General features: G+C 35.6%; 20 protein-coding genes. 7 read left to right on the top strand and 13 right to left on the bottom strand.

Annotated features, from left to right (window positions below; all coding sequences use genetic code 11):
* Positions 1-97: 97 nt before the first annotated feature.
* Positions 98-2,632: an ATP-dependent Clp protease ATP-binding subunit gene (locus tag ACL9RH_RS21745; protein ID WP_422695432.1), complete on the top strand. Its 2,535-nt coding sequence runs from the start codon at positions 98-100 to the stop codon at positions 2,630-2,632.
* Between the two features lie 131 nt (positions 2,633-2,763).
* On the opposite strand, the gene ACL9RH_RS21740 is transcribed toward ACL9RH_RS21745, so the two are convergent.
* Complete coding sequence (locus tag ACL9RH_RS21740) at positions 2,764-3,297, bottom strand: hypothetical protein (protein ID WP_422695431.1); 534 nt, start codon at positions 3,295-3,297, stop codon at positions 2,764-2,766.
* 189 nt (positions 3,298-3,486) lie between these two features.
* Between ACL9RH_RS21740 and mnmA the strand changes: the two genes are divergently transcribed.
* The gene (mnmA, locus tag ACL9RH_RS21735) at positions 3,487-4,674 is read left to right on the top strand and encodes a tRNA 2-thiouridine(34) synthase MnmA (protein ID WP_422695430.1); all 1,188 of its coding nucleotides are present in this window, start codon (positions 3,487-3,489) and stop codon (positions 4,672-4,674) included.
* A 157-nt stretch (positions 4,675-4,831) separates the two neighbouring features.
* Complete coding sequence (locus ACL9RH_RS21730; protein WP_422695429.1) at positions 4,832-5,041, top strand: hypothetical protein; 210 nt, start codon at positions 4,832-4,834, stop codon at positions 5,039-5,041.
* Between the two features lie 60 nt (positions 5,042-5,101).
* On the opposite strand, the gene ACL9RH_RS21725 is transcribed toward ACL9RH_RS21730, so the two are convergent.
* Together ACL9RH_RS21725 and ACL9RH_RS21720 are read right to left on the bottom strand one after the other, a co-directional pair.
* A complete protein-coding gene (locus ACL9RH_RS21725; protein WP_422695428.1) occupies positions 5,102-5,455 on the bottom strand; it encodes a hypothetical protein in 354 nt (117 codons plus the stop codon).
* A 14-nt stretch (positions 5,456-5,469) separates the two neighbouring features.
* Positions 5,470-6,189, bottom strand: coding sequence for a glycine-rich domain-containing protein (locus tag ACL9RH_RS21720; protein ID WP_422695427.1), 720 nt, complete (start codon positions 6,187-6,189; stop codon positions 5,470-5,472).
* Positions 6,190-6,305: 116 nt separating this feature from the next.
* Here ACL9RH_RS21720 and ACL9RH_RS21715 point away from each other — a divergent pair, with 116 nt between their 5' ends.
* Entirely contained in the window at positions 6,306-7,202 is an 897-nt protein-coding gene (locus ACL9RH_RS21715) for a hypothetical protein (RefSeq protein WP_422695426.1), read from the top strand.
* Positions 7,203-7,399: 197 nt separating this feature from the next.
* Positions 7,400-8,626 (top strand): DUF6051 family protein, encoded by a 1,227-nt coding sequence (locus ACL9RH_RS21710; RefSeq protein WP_422695425.1) that lies wholly within the window; start codon positions 7,400-7,402, stop codon positions 8,624-8,626.
* Between the two features lie 185 nt (positions 8,627-8,811).
* On the opposite strand, the gene ACL9RH_RS21705 is transcribed toward ACL9RH_RS21710, so the two are convergent.
* From ACL9RH_RS21705 to ACL9RH_RS21665, 9 genes are all read right to left on the bottom strand, one after another.
* A complete protein-coding gene (locus ACL9RH_RS21705; protein WP_422695424.1) occupies positions 8,812-9,555 on the bottom strand; it encodes a LytR/AlgR family response regulator transcription factor in 744 nt (247 codons plus the stop codon).
* Positions 9,556-9,615: 60 nt separating this feature from the next.
* Positions 9,616-9,891: a 2TM domain-containing protein gene (locus ACL9RH_RS21700; protein WP_422695423.1), complete on the bottom strand. Its 276-nt coding sequence runs from the start codon at positions 9,889-9,891 to the stop codon at positions 9,616-9,618.
* Positions 9,892-9,933: 42 nt separating this feature from the next.
* Positions 9,934-10,230, bottom strand: a complete 297-nt coding sequence (locus tag ACL9RH_RS21695) for a 2TM domain-containing protein (protein ID WP_422695422.1) — start codon at positions 10,228-10,230, stop codon at positions 9,934-9,936.
* Between the two features lie 236 nt (positions 10,231-10,466).
* Positions 10,467-11,036 carry a methyltransferase family protein gene (locus ACL9RH_RS21690; RefSeq protein WP_422695421.1) on the bottom strand — a complete coding sequence of 190 codons (570 nt, stop codon included), beginning with the start codon at positions 11,034-11,036 and terminating at the stop codon, positions 10,467-10,469.
* Positions 11,037-11,072: 36 nt separating this feature from the next.
* Positions 11,073-11,378 carry a 2TM domain-containing protein gene (locus ACL9RH_RS21685; protein WP_422695420.1) on the bottom strand — a complete coding sequence of 102 codons (306 nt, stop codon included), beginning with the start codon at positions 11,376-11,378 and terminating at the stop codon, positions 11,073-11,075.
* Positions 11,365-12,696, bottom strand: a complete 1,332-nt coding sequence (locus tag ACL9RH_RS21680; RefSeq protein WP_422695419.1) for a 2TM domain-containing protein — start codon at positions 12,694-12,696, stop codon at positions 11,365-11,367. The genes ACL9RH_RS21685 and ACL9RH_RS21680 overlap by 14 nt, the downstream gene beginning before the upstream one ends.
* 128 nt (positions 12,697-12,824) lie before the next feature.
* Positions 12,825-13,478, bottom strand: a complete 654-nt coding sequence (locus tag ACL9RH_RS21675) for a hypothetical protein (RefSeq protein ID WP_422695418.1) — start codon at positions 13,476-13,478, stop codon at positions 12,825-12,827.
* A 49-nt stretch (positions 13,479-13,527) separates the two neighbouring features.
* Positions 13,528-15,774 carry a TonB-dependent receptor gene (locus ACL9RH_RS21670; RefSeq protein WP_422695417.1) on the bottom strand — a complete coding sequence of 749 codons (2,247 nt, stop codon included), beginning with the start codon at positions 15,772-15,774 and terminating at the stop codon, positions 13,528-13,530.
* Positions 15,775-16,010: 236 nt separating this feature from the next.
* Positions 16,011-16,913 carry an AraC family transcriptional regulator gene (locus ACL9RH_RS21665; RefSeq protein WP_422695416.1) on the bottom strand — a complete coding sequence of 301 codons (903 nt, stop codon included), beginning with the start codon at positions 16,911-16,913 and terminating at the stop codon, positions 16,011-16,013.
* Positions 16,914-17,158: 245 nt separating this feature from the next.
* Here ACL9RH_RS21665 and ACL9RH_RS21660 point away from each other — a divergent pair, with 245 nt between their 5' ends.
* Positions 17,159-17,662: a superoxide dismutase family protein gene (locus tag ACL9RH_RS21660; protein ID WP_422695415.1), complete on the top strand. Its 504-nt coding sequence runs from the start codon at positions 17,159-17,161 to the stop codon at positions 17,660-17,662.
* A 54-nt stretch (positions 17,663-17,716) separates the two neighbouring features.
* On the opposite strand, the gene ACL9RH_RS21655 is transcribed toward ACL9RH_RS21660, so the two are convergent.
* Positions 17,717-19,846, bottom strand: coding sequence for a carboxy terminal-processing peptidase (locus tag ACL9RH_RS21655; RefSeq protein ID WP_422695414.1), 2,130 nt, complete (start codon positions 19,844-19,846; stop codon positions 17,717-17,719).
* Positions 19,847-20,180: 334 nt separating this feature from the next.
* On the opposite strand from ACL9RH_RS21655, the gene ACL9RH_RS21650 reads away from it, so the two are divergent.
* Positions 20,181-20,351, top strand: a complete 171-nt coding sequence (locus ACL9RH_RS21650; protein WP_422695413.1) for a lmo0937 family membrane protein — start codon at positions 20,181-20,183, stop codon at positions 20,349-20,351.
* Positions 20,352-20,447 lie beyond the last annotated feature (96 nt).

Raw genomic sequence — 20,447 nt, 5'->3', positions numbered from 1 at the left:
TTTCTGCCATAAAGTCATTAATTGATTTTTGGTAAAATATTTGTAATTTAGATAATGAATAAAAGGTAATGTTGCCTTTGTTCTAATGAGATATATTATGGATTATAAGTTTTCACAAGGTTTGAGCCAGGTGTTCAAACAAAGCAAAAGCGAAGCTAAGAGGCTGAAAAGTGAATTTCTTAATACAGAACATCTACTTTTAGGTATTATAAAAACGGAAAACTCTGCTAAAGAAATCCTTCAGAACCTCAATGCGGATTTAACACAAATCAGGAGAAAAATTGAAACTTTAAATACAGCAAGTCTAAATCCAATTTCTGAGGAGGTTACCAATATTTCTTTCACTAAGATGGCAGATCATGCCATTAAACGTGCAGAGTTAGAATGTCGTCAATATAAAAGCAATGAGATTAATACCGTTCACCTGCTTTTAGGCATTCTTTATAAATATGAGGACCCTACTTCAAATATTCTGGGAGCTTACGACATCGACTACGAAGGAGTTTCAAGAGAATACCAGACTATGCTTAAAAATTCTGGGCAGTCACCACAAATGAGTGCTTATGATGATGATGATGAAAGAGAAGAATTTGAGCAAATGAGAAAGCCTACAGGAAATCTTGGTTCTGCAAAAAGTAAAACGCCAACATTGGATAACTTTGGTAGAGACCTTACTTCTTTGGCTAGAGATGGAAAATTGGACCCAGTGATCGGGCGTGAAAAAGAAATTGAGAGAGTTTCTCAAATCTTATCACGTAGAAAGAAAAACAACCCACTTCTTATCGGGGAGCCTGGAGTTGGTAAATCTGCGATCGCCGAAGGACTTGCATTAAGAATTCAACAGAAAAAAGTGTCAAGAGTTCTTTACGGAAAAAGAGTGATCACGCTAGATTTGGCAAGTTTGGTTGCCGGAACAAAATACCGTGGTCAGTTTGAAGAAAGAATGAAGGCTATCATGACTGAACTGGAAAAAAACAGAGACGTCATCCTATTCATAGATGAGTTGCATACCATTGTTGGAGCGGGAAGTTCTACAGGAAGTTTAGATGCTTCCAATATGTTCAAACCGGCTTTGGCAAGAGGAGAAATTCAATGCATCGGGGCTACTACTCTGGATGAGTACCGTCAGTATATAGAAAAGGACGGAGCTTTAGAAAGAAGATTCCAGAAGGTAATGGTAGAACCTACTTCTATAGATGAAACCATTCAGATCCTTAACCAGATCAAGGATAAATATGAAGAGCACCACAATGTAATTTATACGCCTGAAGCCATTGCAGCGTGTGTCAATTTGACTTCGAGATATATTACCGACCGTTTCTTACCAGACAAAGCAATTGATGCAATGGACGAAGCCGGTTCAAGAGTATATATCAAAAATATGAAGGTTCCAACAGAGATCATTGATTTTGAAAAGAAAATCGAAGATATCAAAGAACTGAAACAAAAAGCAGTAAAAGCTCAGGATTACCTTGAAGCAAGAAAGCTTAAAGACGAAGAAGAACGTCTTCAAATGGAACTGAACTCTGCTCAGGACAAGTGGGATAAAGATGTAAAAGAGAAAAAAGAAACCGTAACGGAAGAAAATGTTGCGGAAGTAGTTTCTATGATGAGCGGTGTTCCGGTAACGAAAGTTGGTAAGAACGAGCTTGACAAACTTGCCCAAATGGATGAGAAACTGAACGGAAAAGTAATCGGTCAGGAGGATGCTGTGAAAAAAGTCGTTAAAGCGATTCAAAGAAACAGAGCAGGTCTTAAAGATCCTAACCGCCCGATCGGTACATTTATCTTCCTTGGAACTACCGGGGTTGGTAAGACCGAGTTGGCAAAAGTAATGGCAAGAGAACTATTCGAATCCGATGAGTCTCTGATCAGAATTGACATGAGTGAATACATGGAGAAATTTGCCGTATCAAGATTGGTAGGTGCGCCTCCAGGATATGTAGGTTACGAAGAAGGAGGTCAGTTAACAGAAGCCGTAAGAAGAAAACCTTATGCCGTAGTTCTTTTGGATGAGATTGAAAAAGCTCACCCGGATGTATTCAACATTCTATTACAGATTTTGGATGAAGGACACGTTACAGACAGTTTAGGAAGAAAGATCGATTTTAGAAATACCATCATCATTCTTACTTCCAACATCGGAACCAGAGATCTTAAAGATTTCGGAGACGGTGTAGGATTCGGAACTTCTGCAAAGAAAACAACTTCAGACTCAAGAGCGAGAAGCACTATTGAAAATGCTCTTAAAAAAGCATTTGCTCCGGAATTCTTAAACAGAATTGACGACATTGTGATCTTCAACTCTCTTGTACAGGACGACATCAAGAAAATCATTGATATTGAACTGAATAAGCTTTATGGCAGACTTGAAAAATTAGGATATAAAGTTGAATTGACTGAAGAGGCAAAAGACTTTATTTCTGAAAAAGGATGGGATAAAGATTTCGGAGCAAGACCATTGAAACGAGCAATCCAGAAATATATTGAAGACTTACTGGCAGAAATGCTTGTGAACAAACAATTATCAGAAGGAGAAACCGTTGTTCTTGACCTTAATGATGCCAAAGACGGATTAATCGGAAAAACGCAGAAAGCGAAAAAAACGACAGAAAAGTCTTCTCAATCTTAAATCAATAATTTAACACGATAGAAAATCCCCGGAAACTTTTCCGGGGATTTTTGTTTTTATAGGTTTTGGCTAAAGCCAATGGAATTTTAATATTTTAGTAAACGGGCTAAAGCCCGTTCCTATTGATAAAATTAAAGTCCCACTACAAAGCCAATATTCGGAATCAGACCACTGGTAAATACACTGGAATTTTCTTTCCAAAGTACATTGTACATCAAGCCCAGCTGCATGAAAGAGTTATTTCCGATTCTCTGCATATATCCTCCGCCAAGATATAAGGCGTTTTCCTCAGTATTGTATTTGTAATCGTAGTATTTATCTTTATAATTGATAAAAAAATGCTGATAATTGGCTCCCACATAAAATGAACGGGCAATATAGTAATTGACAAAAGGCCCTACTCCGAACATTGTAGATTTATAAGAATTGGATGTTTGCCATGATACACTTCCTATAACTCCTGCTTCAAGATCATCAGTCAATCTGTATCCTACCCTTGGGGAAGCCTGCAGGTTAAATGAACTGTTACTTCCAAACCCCAAACCGATTCCACCTCCGAAAGTCCATCTGTTCATAACCGGTGCAGTAGCTGAAGTTCCTACCGAAACCTGGGAAAATACTGATCCTGAAGAGATAAGCATTAAAGAAATAATAATTTTTTTCATAAATATATATTTTGTTGTGATCATATGATAGATATTCACCAAGCTCTACTGATGCCTTTTGGTGGCGAATATAACGGCTATCGTTTTTATCAATGTTTAAAATTATGGTTTTTTTACGACTTTTTTAATTGTATTTTTGCCGCATCAAACTAAGAACTCCCGTTAAGAGTTTCGTAAAATTGAAATACAATGAAAATAGTAGTAGGCCTCTCCGGAGGTGTAGACTCCAGTGTTACAGCATATTTGCTACAACAACAAGGCCATGAAGTAGTGGCTTTGTTTATGAGAAACTGGAATGATGCTTCGGTAACTTTGGAAGACGAATGTCCATGGATCGAAGACAGTAATGACGCATTAATGGTAGCCCAAAAGCTGGGAATCCCTTTTCAGGTGATCGACATGAGCGAGCTTTACAAGGAAAGAATCGTCGATTATATGTTCGACGAATACCAAAAAGGAAGAACGCCAAATCCTGATGTTCTTTGCAACAGAGAAGTAAAATTCGACGTTTTTATGAAAACTGCCATGTCTTTAGGCGCTGATAAAGTAGCAACAGGACATTATGCTAGAGTAGATTCTACTTTTGATGAAAATGGAAAAGAAATCTTCCATCTTTTAGCAGGAAAAGACAACAATAAAGATCAGTCTTATTTTCTTTGTCAGTTGAGCCAGGATCAGCTATCAAAAGCATTATTTCCTATTGGAGAGCTTACAAAGCCTCAGGTAAGAGAAATTGCAAAGGAAATCGGCCTGGTAACGGCTGATAAAAAAGACTCTCAGGGATTATGCTTTATTGGAAAAGTAAGCCTTCCTCAGTTTTTACAACAGCAGCTGAAACCTAATGAAGGTGAAATCGTAGAAATTTTTAAAGATTCTCCTTTATTTTCAGTTGAAAAACCTGAATTTTCATCAAAACAAGAAGAACTTGAATTTCTATCAAGAAAAATCAATTATAAAAAAGCCGATGGAAAAGTAATTGGGAAACACCAGGGAGCTCAATTTTTCACGATCGGACAAAGTAAAGGACTTGGAATTGGCGGACATAAAGAAAGCTGTTTTATCGTATCCAGAGATATGGAAAACAATATTCTTTTCGTAGGAGAAGGAAATCATTTCCCAGGATTATTCAAAAAAGCACTCAGAATTGACAATTCAGAATTGCATTGGGTGCGTGAAGATCTTAGACTCCAAAATGGAGAATCTATGGAGGTAATGGCCATATTCCGATACAGACAGCCTTTGCAGAAAGCAACTCTTTATCAGTTTGAAGATGCTTTTTACATTGAATTTAAGGAACCACAGTCTGCTATAGCAGAAGGTCAGTTTGCATCATGGTATCTGGATGAAGAACTTATCGGAAGCGGGGTAATCTCGTAAGAATTTCGCGATTTGGAAAATGGCTATAAGTTTCTGAAAAACAGATTATAAAGGATATTGGGATTATTTTTTAAAGAAGAATAAATTTTTAAAATTTTTCTGTAACGTTTTTAATGTTATCATACTTACTGAGTAAATAACAATAAAAAATACTACTATGAAAACATCTACAAAAAACCAGTATGCTTATGCAAACAATATTCTGATTGCATTGGTATCTGCTATTTTCGGCTATAATTTTTATCAGGTAATTGTACATCCGGAAAAATCAAACATAGCGATCAGTCTTATTTTGGTAGTTCTTACTTCCGTTATGGTTCGCAAATACGGCTATCAAACCGTCAAAGAAAAAAAGAAAGACATCTAATGTCAATTACTCATCATAAAGCCCGGAACATTTTGTTTCGGGTTTGTTTTTTACTGTTATTTATTGCTTCATCTCTTTATTGACATGACTCAATATAAAAAACACTGTGACAATAATTTCTATTATTAAAATTATAACTAAAAACCCAATAGGTTTTTCTAACATAACTCCTCTGACGAGCTTGATTATTCCCAATAAGAAAATAAGACCTGCAAAAGAATGAGTGATTCCCGAAACGATTTCTTTCAAAGATTTTAAAACAAAAACCGAAGCGTAAAAACCGAGAATGAGGATGAGATAAAACTTCAGAAAGTCTGGTCCTTTAAGAATAATCGGATTAAAGGTCTGAAATACTTCCACAAGTAATATAAAGCTTATCACAACCGGAACTGAATGAATGATTATCTTTTTCATAGTTTCTAATTTTTTTAACCACCACACCCTCCGCATCCACCACACCCTCCGCCACATCCACCACCACAACTACTTCCACCGCTGCAGCTGCTTCCTCCACAACTTGATCCATCGTCTTTTTTATTCGGCCCATCATTACCTTGTAAAACAGACACCATCAGTCCAAAACCTAAGATTCCCACAATGGATAAGAATATCGCAGTAAAAGAGCTTATTATCTCTCCAAGGCAGGATGACAGCATCAGAAGTGACACAAACAGAGAAATCAATCGGAGTTTCTTCCACAGGTTTTCACGACTCTTCGTCTTTTTGTGAATTGACCAAATCTCCTCAGGAGCTTCTTTCTTAAAAATTTCATGATAGTGTTTCAACGTTTCTGAAAACCAAACCTTATGTTTGATATTTTCATTATTTCCACCTTTTGAAGGATGATGATGAAGATTTCGTTTTAAAATCTTCGGACAGAACTCTTCCCAATAATTCTGAGTATAAATGAGGTGCATATGCCAGACTTTATCTACAGTTTCGCTGGGAGATGCCCCGTAAGGAAGAATACAGCAGAGATAGACAAACTTTTTATACTCCTCTATTGCTCTTTGAGCAAAATCAAGGCTCCATTTCTCTTCTTTTGCCAGCTTTTTGGAGAAAGGAAAATCAGCATCAGAAGCGTCTAGGGAAAATCCCTGGATTCTTTTCCAAAGAGATTCGTCTTGTAATATCAGCTTTGTTTTCATTAGTTTTTTATTTTATTTTTCTACTCAAATATCTCTTCATTATAAAATATAAAAGTCTTTCATTAGTCTTTTTTGGATTGATAAAAATCTTAAATTAGTCTTATAAAACGAAAACAATGAAAAAAGAAGACATTCTTCATCTCGAAAAGCTAATGAACTTCCTAAGCAGGCAGTTTTTGAAGAAAAATCATTGGGAAGATGTTACGAAAACCGAATGGTCATACATCTGTGCTGAACTTAATGATCTGATTTCTAATGATCATGTTGAGAAAGAGATCAAAAAAGAGCCCGATTTACTGGGAACCAATTATTTATACGAACATTTGATTATCAACAAATTAAAGAAATTCAATCAAAATGAAAATGCCATTCTCAGCAGGCCCAATCTGGCAAAATTAAGTCTGATTGTCAGAGTATTGGGATATTTCAGCTACATTGATTTTATTAATTCGAATACGGAATCTTTCAATTTTAATGATCTGAAGATTGAAATGGATAATGTTACCATGAACACTACTCTTTTAGACCGTTTAGTAGGCTGTTGGTATTCATATAACAGAAATCTACCAGACAATCCTTTGCAGGCAAAAGAAGACCGCATATGGCGCTCTGCGATGGAAATTTATAAGTCTGAAACAACTGGTGAATATTTTATTGAAAGAAGCGGTGGCGATCATCACAAGTATTTCGGGAAGGTAACGGCTTATTCAGATTATGTATTTATCATCATGAACAGCAATACTTTTATCCGACAGAGACATTTTATTTCGAGAATAAAAGACATTAAGGAAAAGCTTAAAAATCCGGATTATAAAATCCTTGAACTGCATTTTATCAGCACCTGCATCAGTTTCAATCAGGAACCAATCGCATTGTTTGAAATCTTTCAGAAAGCAGACCGAAGAACGTTCATTTCAGACTCTATAAGCTTTCCTGTTGATAGCGATGAAATCCCACAGTCCATATTAAAACAGCTTGAAGACACTGAATCTAATCGAATTGATTACAAATAGTTATAAAATAATAAAATAAGCATATAAAACAATCAAACCCCACAAAGTTCGGTTGAGAATAATGAATCTCAAGAGAAAGTTTCCAACGATTTGATTCTCTTATGCTGAGAATACATTTAAATAGTATAAATCAGCACATTACCGCAATAATTATATAACTTCATGGTTCATAAAGTATAACACTCAACCGTCATGCTATGGAATATTATGAATTATATGAAGTTTTGAAAGATCATTTTGATTCCAGAGAAGGCGTTGTGGAAATTGAGGCGCTGAATCTCACCATAGAATCTTTCCCTTTTGAGTCTCAAGTATGCAATCTTCTACATGGTTCTGAAAACCTGGATTGTATACAACATCAGCAGCCTCTTCACCTCAATGAAAAAGGCTATCTTTTTTACAATCACCCTTCTGTAGACACGAAAGATTTTGATATTGAATGCAATAGGAGATTCGAATACCATATTCTCAAAAGAGCAGATATAGAAACCGCGAAAGGATGCATCCTATTCTTTCATGGACTGAACGAAAAGAAATGGGACAAATATCTTCCCTGGGCTTATGAACTGGCTCAGAGAACACAAAAGGCCGTTATTCTGTTTCCAATCGCCTTTCATATGGACCGCGCAGATCCTGTTTGGAGTGACCGCCATCACATGATGGAAGTGGTTCATTCTCGAAAGAAAAGACATCCTGAAAACACCAATTATTCTTATGTAAATGCAGCCATCAGCTCCCGTCTGGAAGCTCACCCACAGAGAATTTTCTGGTCAGGGCTGCAGACTTATTCCGACATTATTGAGGTGGTAAAAGATATTAAAAACGGAAAGCTTACCAGTATTTCAAAGGATGCCAATCTGGATTTGTTTGGGTATTCTATAGGCTCATTTCTTTCGATGATCATCAAAATGGCAGATCCTCATCAGTATTTCACCCACTCAAAGGTTCTGTGCTTTTGTGGCGGAATGACGATCGACAGAATGTTCCCTATTTCGAAATATATTATGGATACTCAGGCTACGGTTACAATGCAGTCTGTTTTCACCGAACTGCTGAGTTCTGATTTTGCAACCGACTCCCGATTAAAACATTATCAGAATGATGATCAGCATCCTCATGAAAGCTGGTTCAAGAAAATGCTCCGTTATAATTATTTTCAGAAGGAACGAGAAGACAGAATGCGGGAAATACAGTCTCAAATAAAGGCATATGTACTGGAAAAAGACACTGTAGCTCCTCCTATAGAAGCTTTGAATACCTTAACGGGCGGCTATCGTGATATTGATGTAGAAATAGAAATAAAAGACTTTCCTTACGAATATTCCCATATGGTTCCTTTTCCTTTGACTCACAAGAATAAAAAGGAAGTTACGGAATCATTTCAGCAGTTTGTAAAATCTGCCAGTGATTTCTATACTCAATAAATGATTTTTCTTTTCAGGAGTAAAAAAGAGCAAGAATTAGCTTAAAAATGAAGAATATGAGGTCCATGGTTATGTTTTTAGTTGAAAAATTGACAATTTTAAACAGAAAATAAAGCAACCAGGAAAACCAAAGGCATACATTTTCACCTCGTTTTATCGTAAAGTATTTCTTATACGGCTATTGATTAACTCACCAGCCAGTCTTTGAAATCTTTTACACGGTCTCTGCTTACTGTAATTTCTTCTTGTGGCTGATATTCAAGATCAACCTTATAGTAAGGGGATGTGTGAATATTTTTGATATAATCTGAACTGATAATAAACTGTCTGTTGACCCTGAAAAACTTTTTGTCATCCAATACATCTTCCAGCTCATCTAAGGTGAAATCTGAAGGGTAAGTACGGTCTTCTGTCTGAAGATAAACAATTTTGTTTTCGCTGAAAAAACAGCTGATTTCCTGCGTCTGAACAATTTTCAGATTATATCCTATCTTCACCAAAACTCTGGAAAGGGTTGATTTTTCTTTTTTTATAAGCTGCTTGATATCCTGAGAGTTCACCGTATCGTTGGCAGGAATAAATGATTTGAACTTTTCTACCGCTCCGGCAAGATCTTCATCAAGAATAGGCTTTAACAAATAATCGATACTGTTTAGCTTAAAAGCTTTAAGTGTATACTGATCAAATGCTGTCGTATAAATGATAAAGCCTTTTGTGGGTACTTTCTCAAAGATGTCGAAAGAAAGACCGTCTCCCAGAACAATGTCTGAAAAGATGAGCTGTGGGTGTTCGTTTTCAGAAAACCAGGCAACCCCTTCTTCTACAGATTCTATTTTGGTAACTATTTCAATTTCAGGAAATTCACTTAGCATTCTTTCCAGTTTCCTTGAAGCAGGTTTTTCATCTTCGATAATGACAGTTTTGATCATTGAGTTTTAGTTTTGGTTTTCAGATTTTAGGAAATAAAGGTAAATAAAAGCACTCAGATTTTAGTAATCTATAGGCTTTTTCTCTTTCTTCATTTCTCTTTCAATCATATCATTTTCCCATTCGGAATCAAAAATAAAAAGTTTAATTGCTTTCACAGTGATGATCAATCCCCAAATTGCCAGAATGGTGTAGGCATCGAATAATCTGATATGAAAGATTCTTTCTCCAAAAATATTGTCAGGAAGGATAATGGCAGCAAATATTACGAATAGAAAAACGCTTCTATAAAATCTTCTAAGTTTATTTGTTCTTGAGTATGCAGTATGATAATCCATGATAGTATGAGTTTTTAAATTGTTGTTAAAAAGTAGTAAGAATTACAGTGTTTTTGTTTTTCTGTTTTCCTGATCCATTAATTCTCTAATCTTTTTTTCTTCCCAGCTTTTTCCTAGCCCAAATACATTTAAAGCATGAAATCCGATACCTATTCCCCAGCCCAGCATTGGCCATAAAAACCATAAATATTCTGGAGAAGTCATAAAATTAAGAACCGCGAGAAAAGGAATAACAAGACAATAAGAAGTAAGGTTTCCGTAAAATTCTTTTAATTCTTTTACTCTTCTTGATGCTTTTCTGTAAGCCATCGTCTCTTTGTTTTGTGATAAAATTTCCATAATGTTTTGTTTTAAAGGTTAACTGTTGTTTTTGTTGAGTCAAAGATAGGATGGAAAAGAGCCTCCAATCAATTTTATATGACCGAATGGTAGAATATGCTCACCGAATGGTAAAAACCTTTGATTAATGGAAATATGCAGTAAGAAGAAGTATAAAGATGCAGATTGTTTTGGGGGTTACAATAAAGGAATTTTCATGATCAGCACATTCAAATGAAGCTGCTATAAATACCTGTCTAGTAAATAAATGGTATCAGTTTTTTCGTGTTTTTTCTGTATTCGAGATATTCATCTCCAAACTGTTCTACCAACGCTTTTTCTTCTACTTTAATTCGGTAGGCAAAAGCCAGAAATGGAGGTACAAAAGCTAGAATAAGAGACCACCAATTATTGAGATATAAACCAAGCCCTAATGAAGTCAACAGAGAAAATGCATAAGAAGGATGTCTCATATATTTATAAAACCCTTCTCTTTTTATGGCATGATCTTCTTTTATGGTAACATCTACCGTAAAAAATTTTCCTAATGATCTGATAATAATATACCTGACCACAATTCCAAGTATAATAAACAACTCTCCCAGATACATCATCCAGTTTTCTTTCACTATTGGAAAATGCGTTATATAAGAACAAATTACCGCTGTTCCTATAGAAAAAGGAATGGCAAGCCACAGAATGTTAAGCGTAGATTTATCTTTATCTTTTTTATCATCTTTACTGGATTTCAGCTTATTCTTATAAAAAAACTCACTGATAAACCAGGCAGCCATAGAAATGGTAAATAATATATTTAAAGTATTCATCGGTAATATTTTAGTGTGATCTTTATATAAAATACATTAATACTTTTTTTGTTGATCCATCAACTCTTTTATCTTCTTCTCTTCCCATTTTTTTATAAGCCGGGTTCTGGGTAAAAAAACTGAGGCTGCGTGAGCCAGAATACCAATCCCCCAAAATGTAGCGGTAAAGAAATTTTTAAACTGAAAATAGCTTTCACCGGGTTCAAGGTTCGTATAGTTGTAATAGACAATAATAAGATTTACACCCAGGTAAATGAATAAATGGGTATAGAAACCTCTCAACTGTTCAACCTGCTTTTTAGCGGTCTGATACTGAATATCATTTTCGTCAAAGTTTTTCATTGTTTTTATTATTTTGCTGGTTCATAATTTCTCTGATCTTCTTTTCCTGCCAGGATTCTCCTATTCCAAATATTTTGAAAGCCCTGAAAGCCAAACCTACTCCCCAACCTAATGCCGGATACCAAAACCAATGATAGCCTCTGGAGGTATAAAGGTTAATGAAAATCAAAAAAGGTATAATAATGCAATAAGAAATCAGGTTGGAATAGAAACTTTTAATTTCCTTCATTCTCTTTCTCGCTTTTTGATAAGCCTCAGAATCATCATCAGGCTGCGCACTGGAAACTTGTGGCTTAGCGGAAAGCATTGGAAGTTTTACTTTAAAATAATCCTCAGACTTTTCAATGAAAACATTTCTTTTCGTCAACAAAGAATAGCGCTGAACAATATTGGCAAGACCTATTCCTGAGCTTTCTTTAATCTGTTCTCTTACCTGCAGGTTATTCTCAATACAAAGGGTATCTCCATCTGAAAAAATTCTTATCACCAAAGGTTTCGATGAAGTAGCAAAATTATGTTTAATACAGTTTTCCAAAAGAAGCTGCAAAGACAGAGGGACAACATATCTCCGGTAATCGTCTTTATGTACTTCAAAGGTAAAATCTACACTATCTTCAAATCTTGTTTTTAAAAGATCGCAATATGTTTTGGCAAACTCCATCTCATCTTCTACGGTTACCAGTTCTTTATCTTTTTGTTCAAGTACATAGCGGTAAATCTTTGACATTGAAGCGGTAAACTTTTGTGCCTGTCGCGGATTTTCATCAATCAGTGAGCTTAAAACATTTAATGAATTGAAAAGGAAATGAGGATCTAATTGGTTTTTTAAACTTTCAAACTGAGCGTTGGCAGATTTCGCAATAAGCTTCTGCTCCACCACTTCTTTTCTGGAATTCTTTTTAAGTTCTTCCATAAAGCCTTTTGCATGAAGAAAGGTCGTTATAAGAAGCGCTATATTAATCATAAACCAATTGGTAAGCCCGTATTTGTTGGAAAAGAACACTTCAATAGTTGCCGTCTTCTGAATCACTACATAATTCATAAAATTGCAAAAATACACGAGGATAAAATTGCCGATAATGATAGAAATAATACTCAGAATCGCTCTCGTTCTGGTAGCTTCAGACCACGGAAATTTTTTATTAAGGTATTCATTAATAAACCCGTTTCCAAATCCCAATACAAAGGAATACATGGTTGAGAGCAGCAAAGTCATCATAAAGGTATAAAGATCTTTTCGCTCATTAAAGAACAAAAAGAAGAACAATGTTGTTCCTAATGATGTCCAGAGAAGTATTATAGTGTATTTACGCTTCATGATTCGTTTTCTTAGCTCAAAATTAGTTTTTATTAAAGGTATCAAAAAAGTATTTCTTACCGAAAGGCTAATTTTAATGACCGAATTGTATAAAAAAACCTTCACAATATGAAGGTTTTAGATTATAGTTACTTTTCTACCGGAAGATTGATAAAATATTCTGCTTCCGCTTTTCCCCAGTTCGGATCCAGCGCTGTTTTTGGCTTAAATGCATTAAATTTAGCCAACGCAGCTTTAAACTGTTCTATTCCCTTTGTTTTGCTCCCTCCAAACTGTTCCGGAGTAAAATAAGTATCTTCTGCTCTGATAAGGGCAACTCTTGGGTTTGCAGGATCAAGCTTATCGGCTGCATTAAGTTCTTCAATAGCTCTTGCTCCGTCTGTCATAAAACGCTGTTGTGGATTAACCATCATTCTCAGCGAATATGCCATCTTTCTCAATAAATGTACTTCGGAATTATCTGCTCCAACAAGATTCTGAGCCATTCCCAGATATTTTTCAGCCTGCGCTGCCACTCCGTCAAGATCCTGAGTATTTCCGTTTCTCATCATCAGCCTTCCTTTTTGAATTTGGGAAAAGGCAGCATAATACTGTGGAAGCCATTGACTGCTCTCCTTACTTCCTATTCTCTGAAAATCGTTGGCTAATGTCTGAAAATCCTCGGGTGTTTTACAGGTTTCTATCTTTGCGATTTTTTCAGTCATAATTTTTTCGTAATCTGCCTGTGCAAAAGCAGTTAAACTCATAAAAGCTAAAGCAAAGCTTAAAAGGTATTTTTTCATGATATCAAATTTTAAAAGTTAGTTGTTTTGTTAGTTCTAAATTATGTTTTTATAAATTATTATTGATGGCATCATCCGTTCTATCTACTCCAAAACTGATAAATGCACCAACGAAGACAAAAGTATTAACCGGTGGAACGACAGCAGAACTTCTTGACCCATCTGCAGAGAAATTATATCCGTATACATTCTTTGATCCTAAAATATTGCTGATACTCAAGACCAGTACCGGAAAAACTTTGGAATTTTTTTTACCCAGATTTGGCAGATAATTGACACTGAAGTTCAAAGAATTATAATCTTTCAATCTTCCTTCGTTACGGGTAAAATTAACCGCTTTTCCATTGTCAAACGTTGAAGCAATATCATAGTAAGGACGTCCTTTAGCATACGTGTAAGATAAATTCACTCCCAGCTTCCATTCCGGAATAAATCTTTTGGCAACAGCAGACAATGTATGTTCTGCGGCAAAACTTGGTTGCATGCTCACAGGATAGTTAAGAAAATCTCTTTTAGAATCCAGGAACGAATAGCTGATCCAGTAATCAATATTTTCAAAGGTTTTCTTGTTATCTCGCCAGAAGAACTCTACTCCTTTTGCATAGCCATATCCGTTATTGTTCAAAGCCGTTTGAATCTGCTGATTTTGCTCTTTTTCCGGCGTAATCGTGAATGTTTTAATCAGTTGGTCATATTTTTTATAAAAGGCCTCAAAACGTAAAGTCCGTCCTTCTGAAGCTCTTTGAACCTGAAAAATATAGTGTTGTGATTTCTGAAAATCCAGATTGGCCGGTCCGTTGATGTATTTGCTCTCAGGATTCTGATAAAAAATACCATACGCCAGAGACGTTGTCCAATCTTTGGCAAGTCGGTATGCCAATGCAAAACGCGGGGCTATATTATTCTTATCTAAAAACGTGGAGTGTTCTGCTCTTACTCCAATTTTCGCAGACAGGGCATTACTGAAACCAAGATCCGTTTCTACAAAAGCTGAAGAAATTAAATCTTTATAATGTTTCTGTACGGCTTCAAAATTCAGATTTTCGTCGGTATTATTTAGTTCAAGGCCTCCTCTTACCGCACTTATTTTATTAATTTTTCTTTCCAATACAGCTTTAAAATTCAAATAATTTCCGTCTGTAAGCAATCTGGTTGTATTGGATTCAGTATCGAAAGTTTCTGTAGAAAAGTTAAGATCTGATTTGTTGTATGAATAAGAACCACCCACATTCAGAAGATACTTTCCAAATTTTTGTCTGAAAGAAAGATTATGATACATACTTTTTCCATTCAATCTTACCAGGCTGAAATCATATCCAGGCTCCAAACTTTCTGATTTTACCCCCATCTTATTGGAGTTGTACATTCCGTAATATTTGAAAAATCCACCGGATTTTGTTTTAAATCTGAAATTAAAATCACTGTTGAAGCCTTGCGGAGCATCAATAAAGTTGGTATTAAAATTGAGAACTTTCTGCATAAGGCTCAGAAGTGAGTATCCGGCTGTTGCCCCAAAAGAATAGTTTTTATTATTTCCGAGTTTTTGAAACCCGGCATTCACAAAAATAGGAGAAACCCCAACGTTATAAGACGTTTCATCAGGAAGATCAACACTTTCCAACATTAATGCCCCTGAAAGTGCCTGTCCATACAACGCAGAATATCCTCCGCTTGAAAAAATATTCCCTTTAAAAAGTGAAGTATTGAACTGATCTCTTCCTGCAATTCCCGGTACAGAATTAGAGAAATAATTATTGATAAGACTTCCATCCATGAAAATTTTGGATTCTGTTCCTGTTCCACCACGGATGAACAACCCTTCTGTACCGCCGACTTTCTGTACTCCTGGAAGATAAGTTAATGCTGAAGAAATCTGCCCGTCTGCTCCTGCGGTAGTATAAATGTCTATGGGTGTCAGTAAAGTGGTTGCTCTTTTCTTGTCACTCGCTTCAATAGAGCCCGCAGAAACAACCACGGCATCAATTTCACTGATCTGTTCCTTTAGATCTGTACTGACTGTTATATCCTGATTATCAATAGTAATATCTTTTCTAACTTCTTCATATTTGGGATGGGTAAATGTTACAATATGAGCTCCTTTTTCGGAGGTTTCAAAAGAGAAATTACCCTGAGCATCTGTAGTTGCTCCATCGTAGGTATCTTTTAATGTGACATTTACATCACCAACACCTTTGTTTTTAAAAGATACTTTTCCTGATATCTTTACCTGAGAATATCCCATCATGGAAGTAAGAAGGAGAATCAGAAAGAGTAAGTTTTGTCCTTGTGTTTTCATTTTTATTGTTTTCTGGGTCAAAAATAGGATGAGAAATGCCCTTCTGTAAAAAAATTATTACTGAAAGGCATTCTTTTGTTACCGAATGGTAAATCTGGTATTTTCCGCTGAAATTTTATAGTTAATTATTTAACATAAAGTCCTAAAGTTTCTCCTTTGAAGACTTCCATGCTTAAAAAACAACAAATTAATATTCAACTAAATACCATTGTACAGGTAAGTAATTACACTATGAATTAGTGAATAGGTATGCAAAAATCCACTATCATTTTGCCTTCAGGATGATCTTTAAAGTTGGAATGATAGATTTCAAAAGGAAAGATTTTTCTGATAGAATAATGGTTTTCATTCATCCATAAGAATAGACTTACCCAACATTGTTCAAAGTTGTGTAAGGTTACTTCTCCTCTTCCCACAATGAATTTTCCGGCTTCTATAGTCTCAGAAAATACTTCTCCCTCCTGTTGCTCAAGTTTTTCATCCAACAGCATACAGGCATGAATTCTGACCTTATCCGGTGGGGTTATTTTAAAGCTGTCATGGTACACAGAAATCATTTTCACATTTTCCCGTGGAAACAGGTGTTTCTTCTTCGCCCACTCGATCAGAGTATTATAAGAGGGTTCTACATTGGCAATTCCCAGGCTCATTACAGCTGCCAGATTCATTTCGGGTAGTTCTTTTACTTCGATTTTTAAATTCATTGCAGTCCAGTTTAACGGGTTTTCTATACTGCAAATGTATTGGCTGAAAACTGTATTAACTTGTCCGTTCTTGCTATGTGTTTGTAAAATCTTGTGAAATTGTTCGGGAGCATTTTTTCGGAATTCGGATGGAGGAATCCCATAATGTTTTTTAAATGTCTTGCAGAAAGCAGAGTGATTGGAAAACCCAAGATTCCAATAGATTTCTTTGATTTCCATATTTTTATGCAACGCCAGATAAAGGGCACTTTTTTCTATTTTTTTCCTGATAATATAATTCTGAAGCGTTTCTCCTGCAACCTGCTTAAATATTCTGTGGAAATGAAAAGGAGAATAAGCACTTATCTCTGAAATCTTCTCCAGAGATAGATCTGCATCAATATGATGATCAATATATTGAATTGTTTTGACGATTCTTTTTTTATACTCTTCCAAATCAAAGACATTAATTCACAAAGGTATTTTTCCAGGACGAAATTCAGTTGTCTTTTATTGCTTTTTTACAATAGTTGTTTTTCAAAGAAGCTATAGCTGAATTTTTGGGTTCTAAAAATACGAAGTGGAAACAAAAAAATTCTATCGTTGCTTTTCAGTAAGTTTCGAAAAAAAGACTGGAATCATAAAGCGCTTTGGAAAATCTTTTTTAATTTTATCGTATAATCACTATAAATCATTTAAAAATGAAAGTAAAAGCATTAGCATTATTGGCTGGGTTTGCAATTCTAGCCACTTCATGCGGAACAACAAAAATGTATTCTGTAAATGCCAAAAGCGGTACACAAACAGGCGGAACGGCAAAATTTACCCAAAAAGGGAATGAAGTAGTTATGAAACTGGATATTACCAATCTGACTCCCGGGATCCATGCTGTACACATTCATGAAAAAGGAGACTGTTCTGCAGCAGACGGTACTTCTACTGGCGGACACTGGAACCCATCTAAGAACGATCACGGTAAATGGGGAGCAGAACATTTCCACATGGGAGATATCGGAAATTTGGTAGCTGATCAGAGCGGTACAGCGACGTTAACCTTCAAGACAGACAAATGGTGCCTTGGATGTACAGATGAGTCTAAAAACATCATTGGAAAAGGTCTTATCGTGCACGCTGCAGCTGATGACTTCCACACTCAGCCAACCGGAAATGCCGGAGGAAGAGTAGGATGTGTAGAAATTAAATAATCTTACGATTACGACATAAAAAAACCGCTAATTTTCATTAGCGGTTTTTTTATGTTAGGATTTTGCTCCCATATCTGTTACAATATTCATTGCTTCCTGCAGGTAAAGATCTTTTTTCAGATTCTTGATCCACATTTCAGATTTTTTCTTGAAAGCTTCGTCTTTTTTCTCTCTTTCAATTTCACTTGGATACATAGTAAACTGAAGTCCGTTCTCAAATTTCGTCAAAGCTTTGAATTTTTCGATCTGAGATTTTCTGTGCTTCATTACATCGTTGAATTTATCTATATTCAGTGTAATTGTTTCTTCTTTATCCAGTTTTTCTCTCCACTGAGCAGATTCTAATAGCAGCTGATAGTTACTGTTTTTAGCCATTCTGTCTGCACTTGCTTTTTCAAGAGCCTGAGTATTGAAATAGTTCAGTTTCTGGAATTTCGTTGGTGGAATTTTGTCCCAAGCCAATGCATAATCATCATATCTCTCTCCTACTTCAGCATACGTAAAGAAATCTTTCATCTGAATATCAGAAACAATTCCTTTTCTCTGAGTAGATTCTCCGGTAATTCTGTAGAACTTCTGAATGGTAAGTTTTAAAGATCCGAAATCGTCTTCCGTATTCAGGAATCTGTTTAGGTCTACAAACGTCTGTACAGTACCTTTTCCGAAAGACTGCGGAGATCCTACGATCATTGCTCTTCCGTAGTCCTGCATTACTCCTGCTAAGATTTCAGAAGCGGAAGCAGAAAGCTCGTTCTGCATAATAACAAGAGGGCCTGTCCAGATTGGAGCTTCATATTTGTTCTTTAAAGTCTGGATTTTTCCGTTTCCGTCTTTTACCTGAACGTAAGGTCCTGCATCCATGAAAAGTCCCATGATATCCCCTACTTCCGTTAATGAACCACCTCCGTTATTTCTAAGGTCAAGAATAATTCCTTCAATATTCTGAGCTTTAAGTTTAATGATTTCATTTTTAATGTCATCAGAAGCGTTTCTTCCTTTAGCATTTTCAAAATCTGCATTAAAGCTTGGAAGGTTGATAAACCCATATTTTTTACCGTTTGGAGTGTTTACAACAATACTTCTGGCGAAAGTATCTTCAATAGCAACTTCTTCACGGATCATAGTAACGTCTTTGATGCTACCGTCTTTTTTCTGAACTGTCAGCGTAACCGGTGTTCCTTTTTCTCCTCTGATTAGTCTTACTGCTTCATCAGAAAGCATTCCCACTACATTTACAGCATCCTCTTTCGGTTTGGATTTTACTTTTAAAATCTTGTCTCCTTCCGAAAGCTGTTTAGATTTCCATGCAGGTGCCCCGATGGTAAGAGCTCCCAGATAGAGGTTTCCTTTTTTCTCCTGGATGATGGCTCCGATACCGATTACTTTACCTGTAAACTGAGTATCAAAATCTTCTTTATCTTTTGGAGAATAATAGTTGGTATGCGGATCAAATACTTCTGTGTAAGCATTCATATAGACCGTAAACCAATCCATTTTCTTTCTCTTTTTGAATCGGGTGAATGTATCTTTTACAAGATCTTTTACTTCATCTGTCGCTTTTTTAATCTTCTCGTCCTGAGTAAGAACTTTAAACTTGATGGTATCTTTCAATTTGTATTTCTGAACAGAGTCTTTCTTCTCTTTCTGAGCCTCTTCTTTACTGTTCATAGACTCTACTTCCTGAAGGATATTGTACTTGATGAATTTTTTCCATTCATTATACTGTTCCTGTTTGTTAGCAGGTACCTTTTTAAGCTTTGGCTCAAGAGTCAGCGTTTCATCTTCTTTAAGATTAATAGGCTTACTGAAAATATCCTGTGTGATCTTATCGATCTCATCCACTCTTTGATATAATCTGTCGATCGTAAGCTTGTAAAAAGTAAGATCTCCCTGGCTGATGTAATCGTCAAGCTTTGTTTCATGCTTGCTGAACTCATCCATATCAGATTGCAGGAAATATCTTTTTGCCGGATCTACCAATTCGAAATAATGCTTATAAACATCCTTCGAATAGGCATCATTGATGGCTTTTGGGCTATAATGCAGATAAGAAAGTGTATTTTTTACGCTCACCATAATCGTCTGCATCTTTTCATCATCGTTCTTTGGCGAGTTGAAACAAAACATTAGACTGGTTAATGGAATCAGGAGTAAAAATTTATTCAGTTTGAAATTTTTCCACATAAACTGTCTTTATTTATTAATTTTTTAAAAAATAGGTATTGTAATGAGTAGCAATATTTAGCGTACTGTTACAAATGATCAAATTTAATACCTTATTTACAAATATCGTATAGTTTTATCTTTTTTTATTGATAGGCATTTTGAAATTGTGTAACGTCTTTTATCTATTTTGTACTATCAGGAGTTTTTCATAAAAACAGGGCAGAAAGGAATTACTTATCACAGATATTTTTTCAGAAAAAATTCAACAAATAGATACCACAAAATTCAATTTCTTATTATAAAGGCATAAAATATGCACATACCTAATTGTATAACTATAAAATGTAAAGTCATGAGAAGTTTATTATGGTTAGTTGCAGTGATCTGTATCGTAGTTTGGCTTTTGGGAATGTTGGGAATTGTACCCGGTATGAGTACGGGGTATCTTGTTCATGTCTTGCTTGTGATTGCTATTATTGTAGTTCTTTACAATATTATTACAGGCAGAAAGCCCCTTGATTAAGCCTTTATTTTTGTTCAACCCCTTTATTACATTATTATCAGACTTACCGGATGCCTCTCTCAATAAGTTTCAGCTATTGTAAGGAGCATCTGTAAG

This window comes from Chryseobacterium sp. Mn2064, assembly GCF_049319685.1.
Lineage (GTDB): Bacteria > Bacteroidota > Bacteroidia > Flavobacteriales > Weeksellaceae > Chryseobacterium.
The sequence above is the reverse complement of the archived record's forward strand: the minus strand, read 5'-3'. Positions and strand labels throughout refer to the sequence as shown.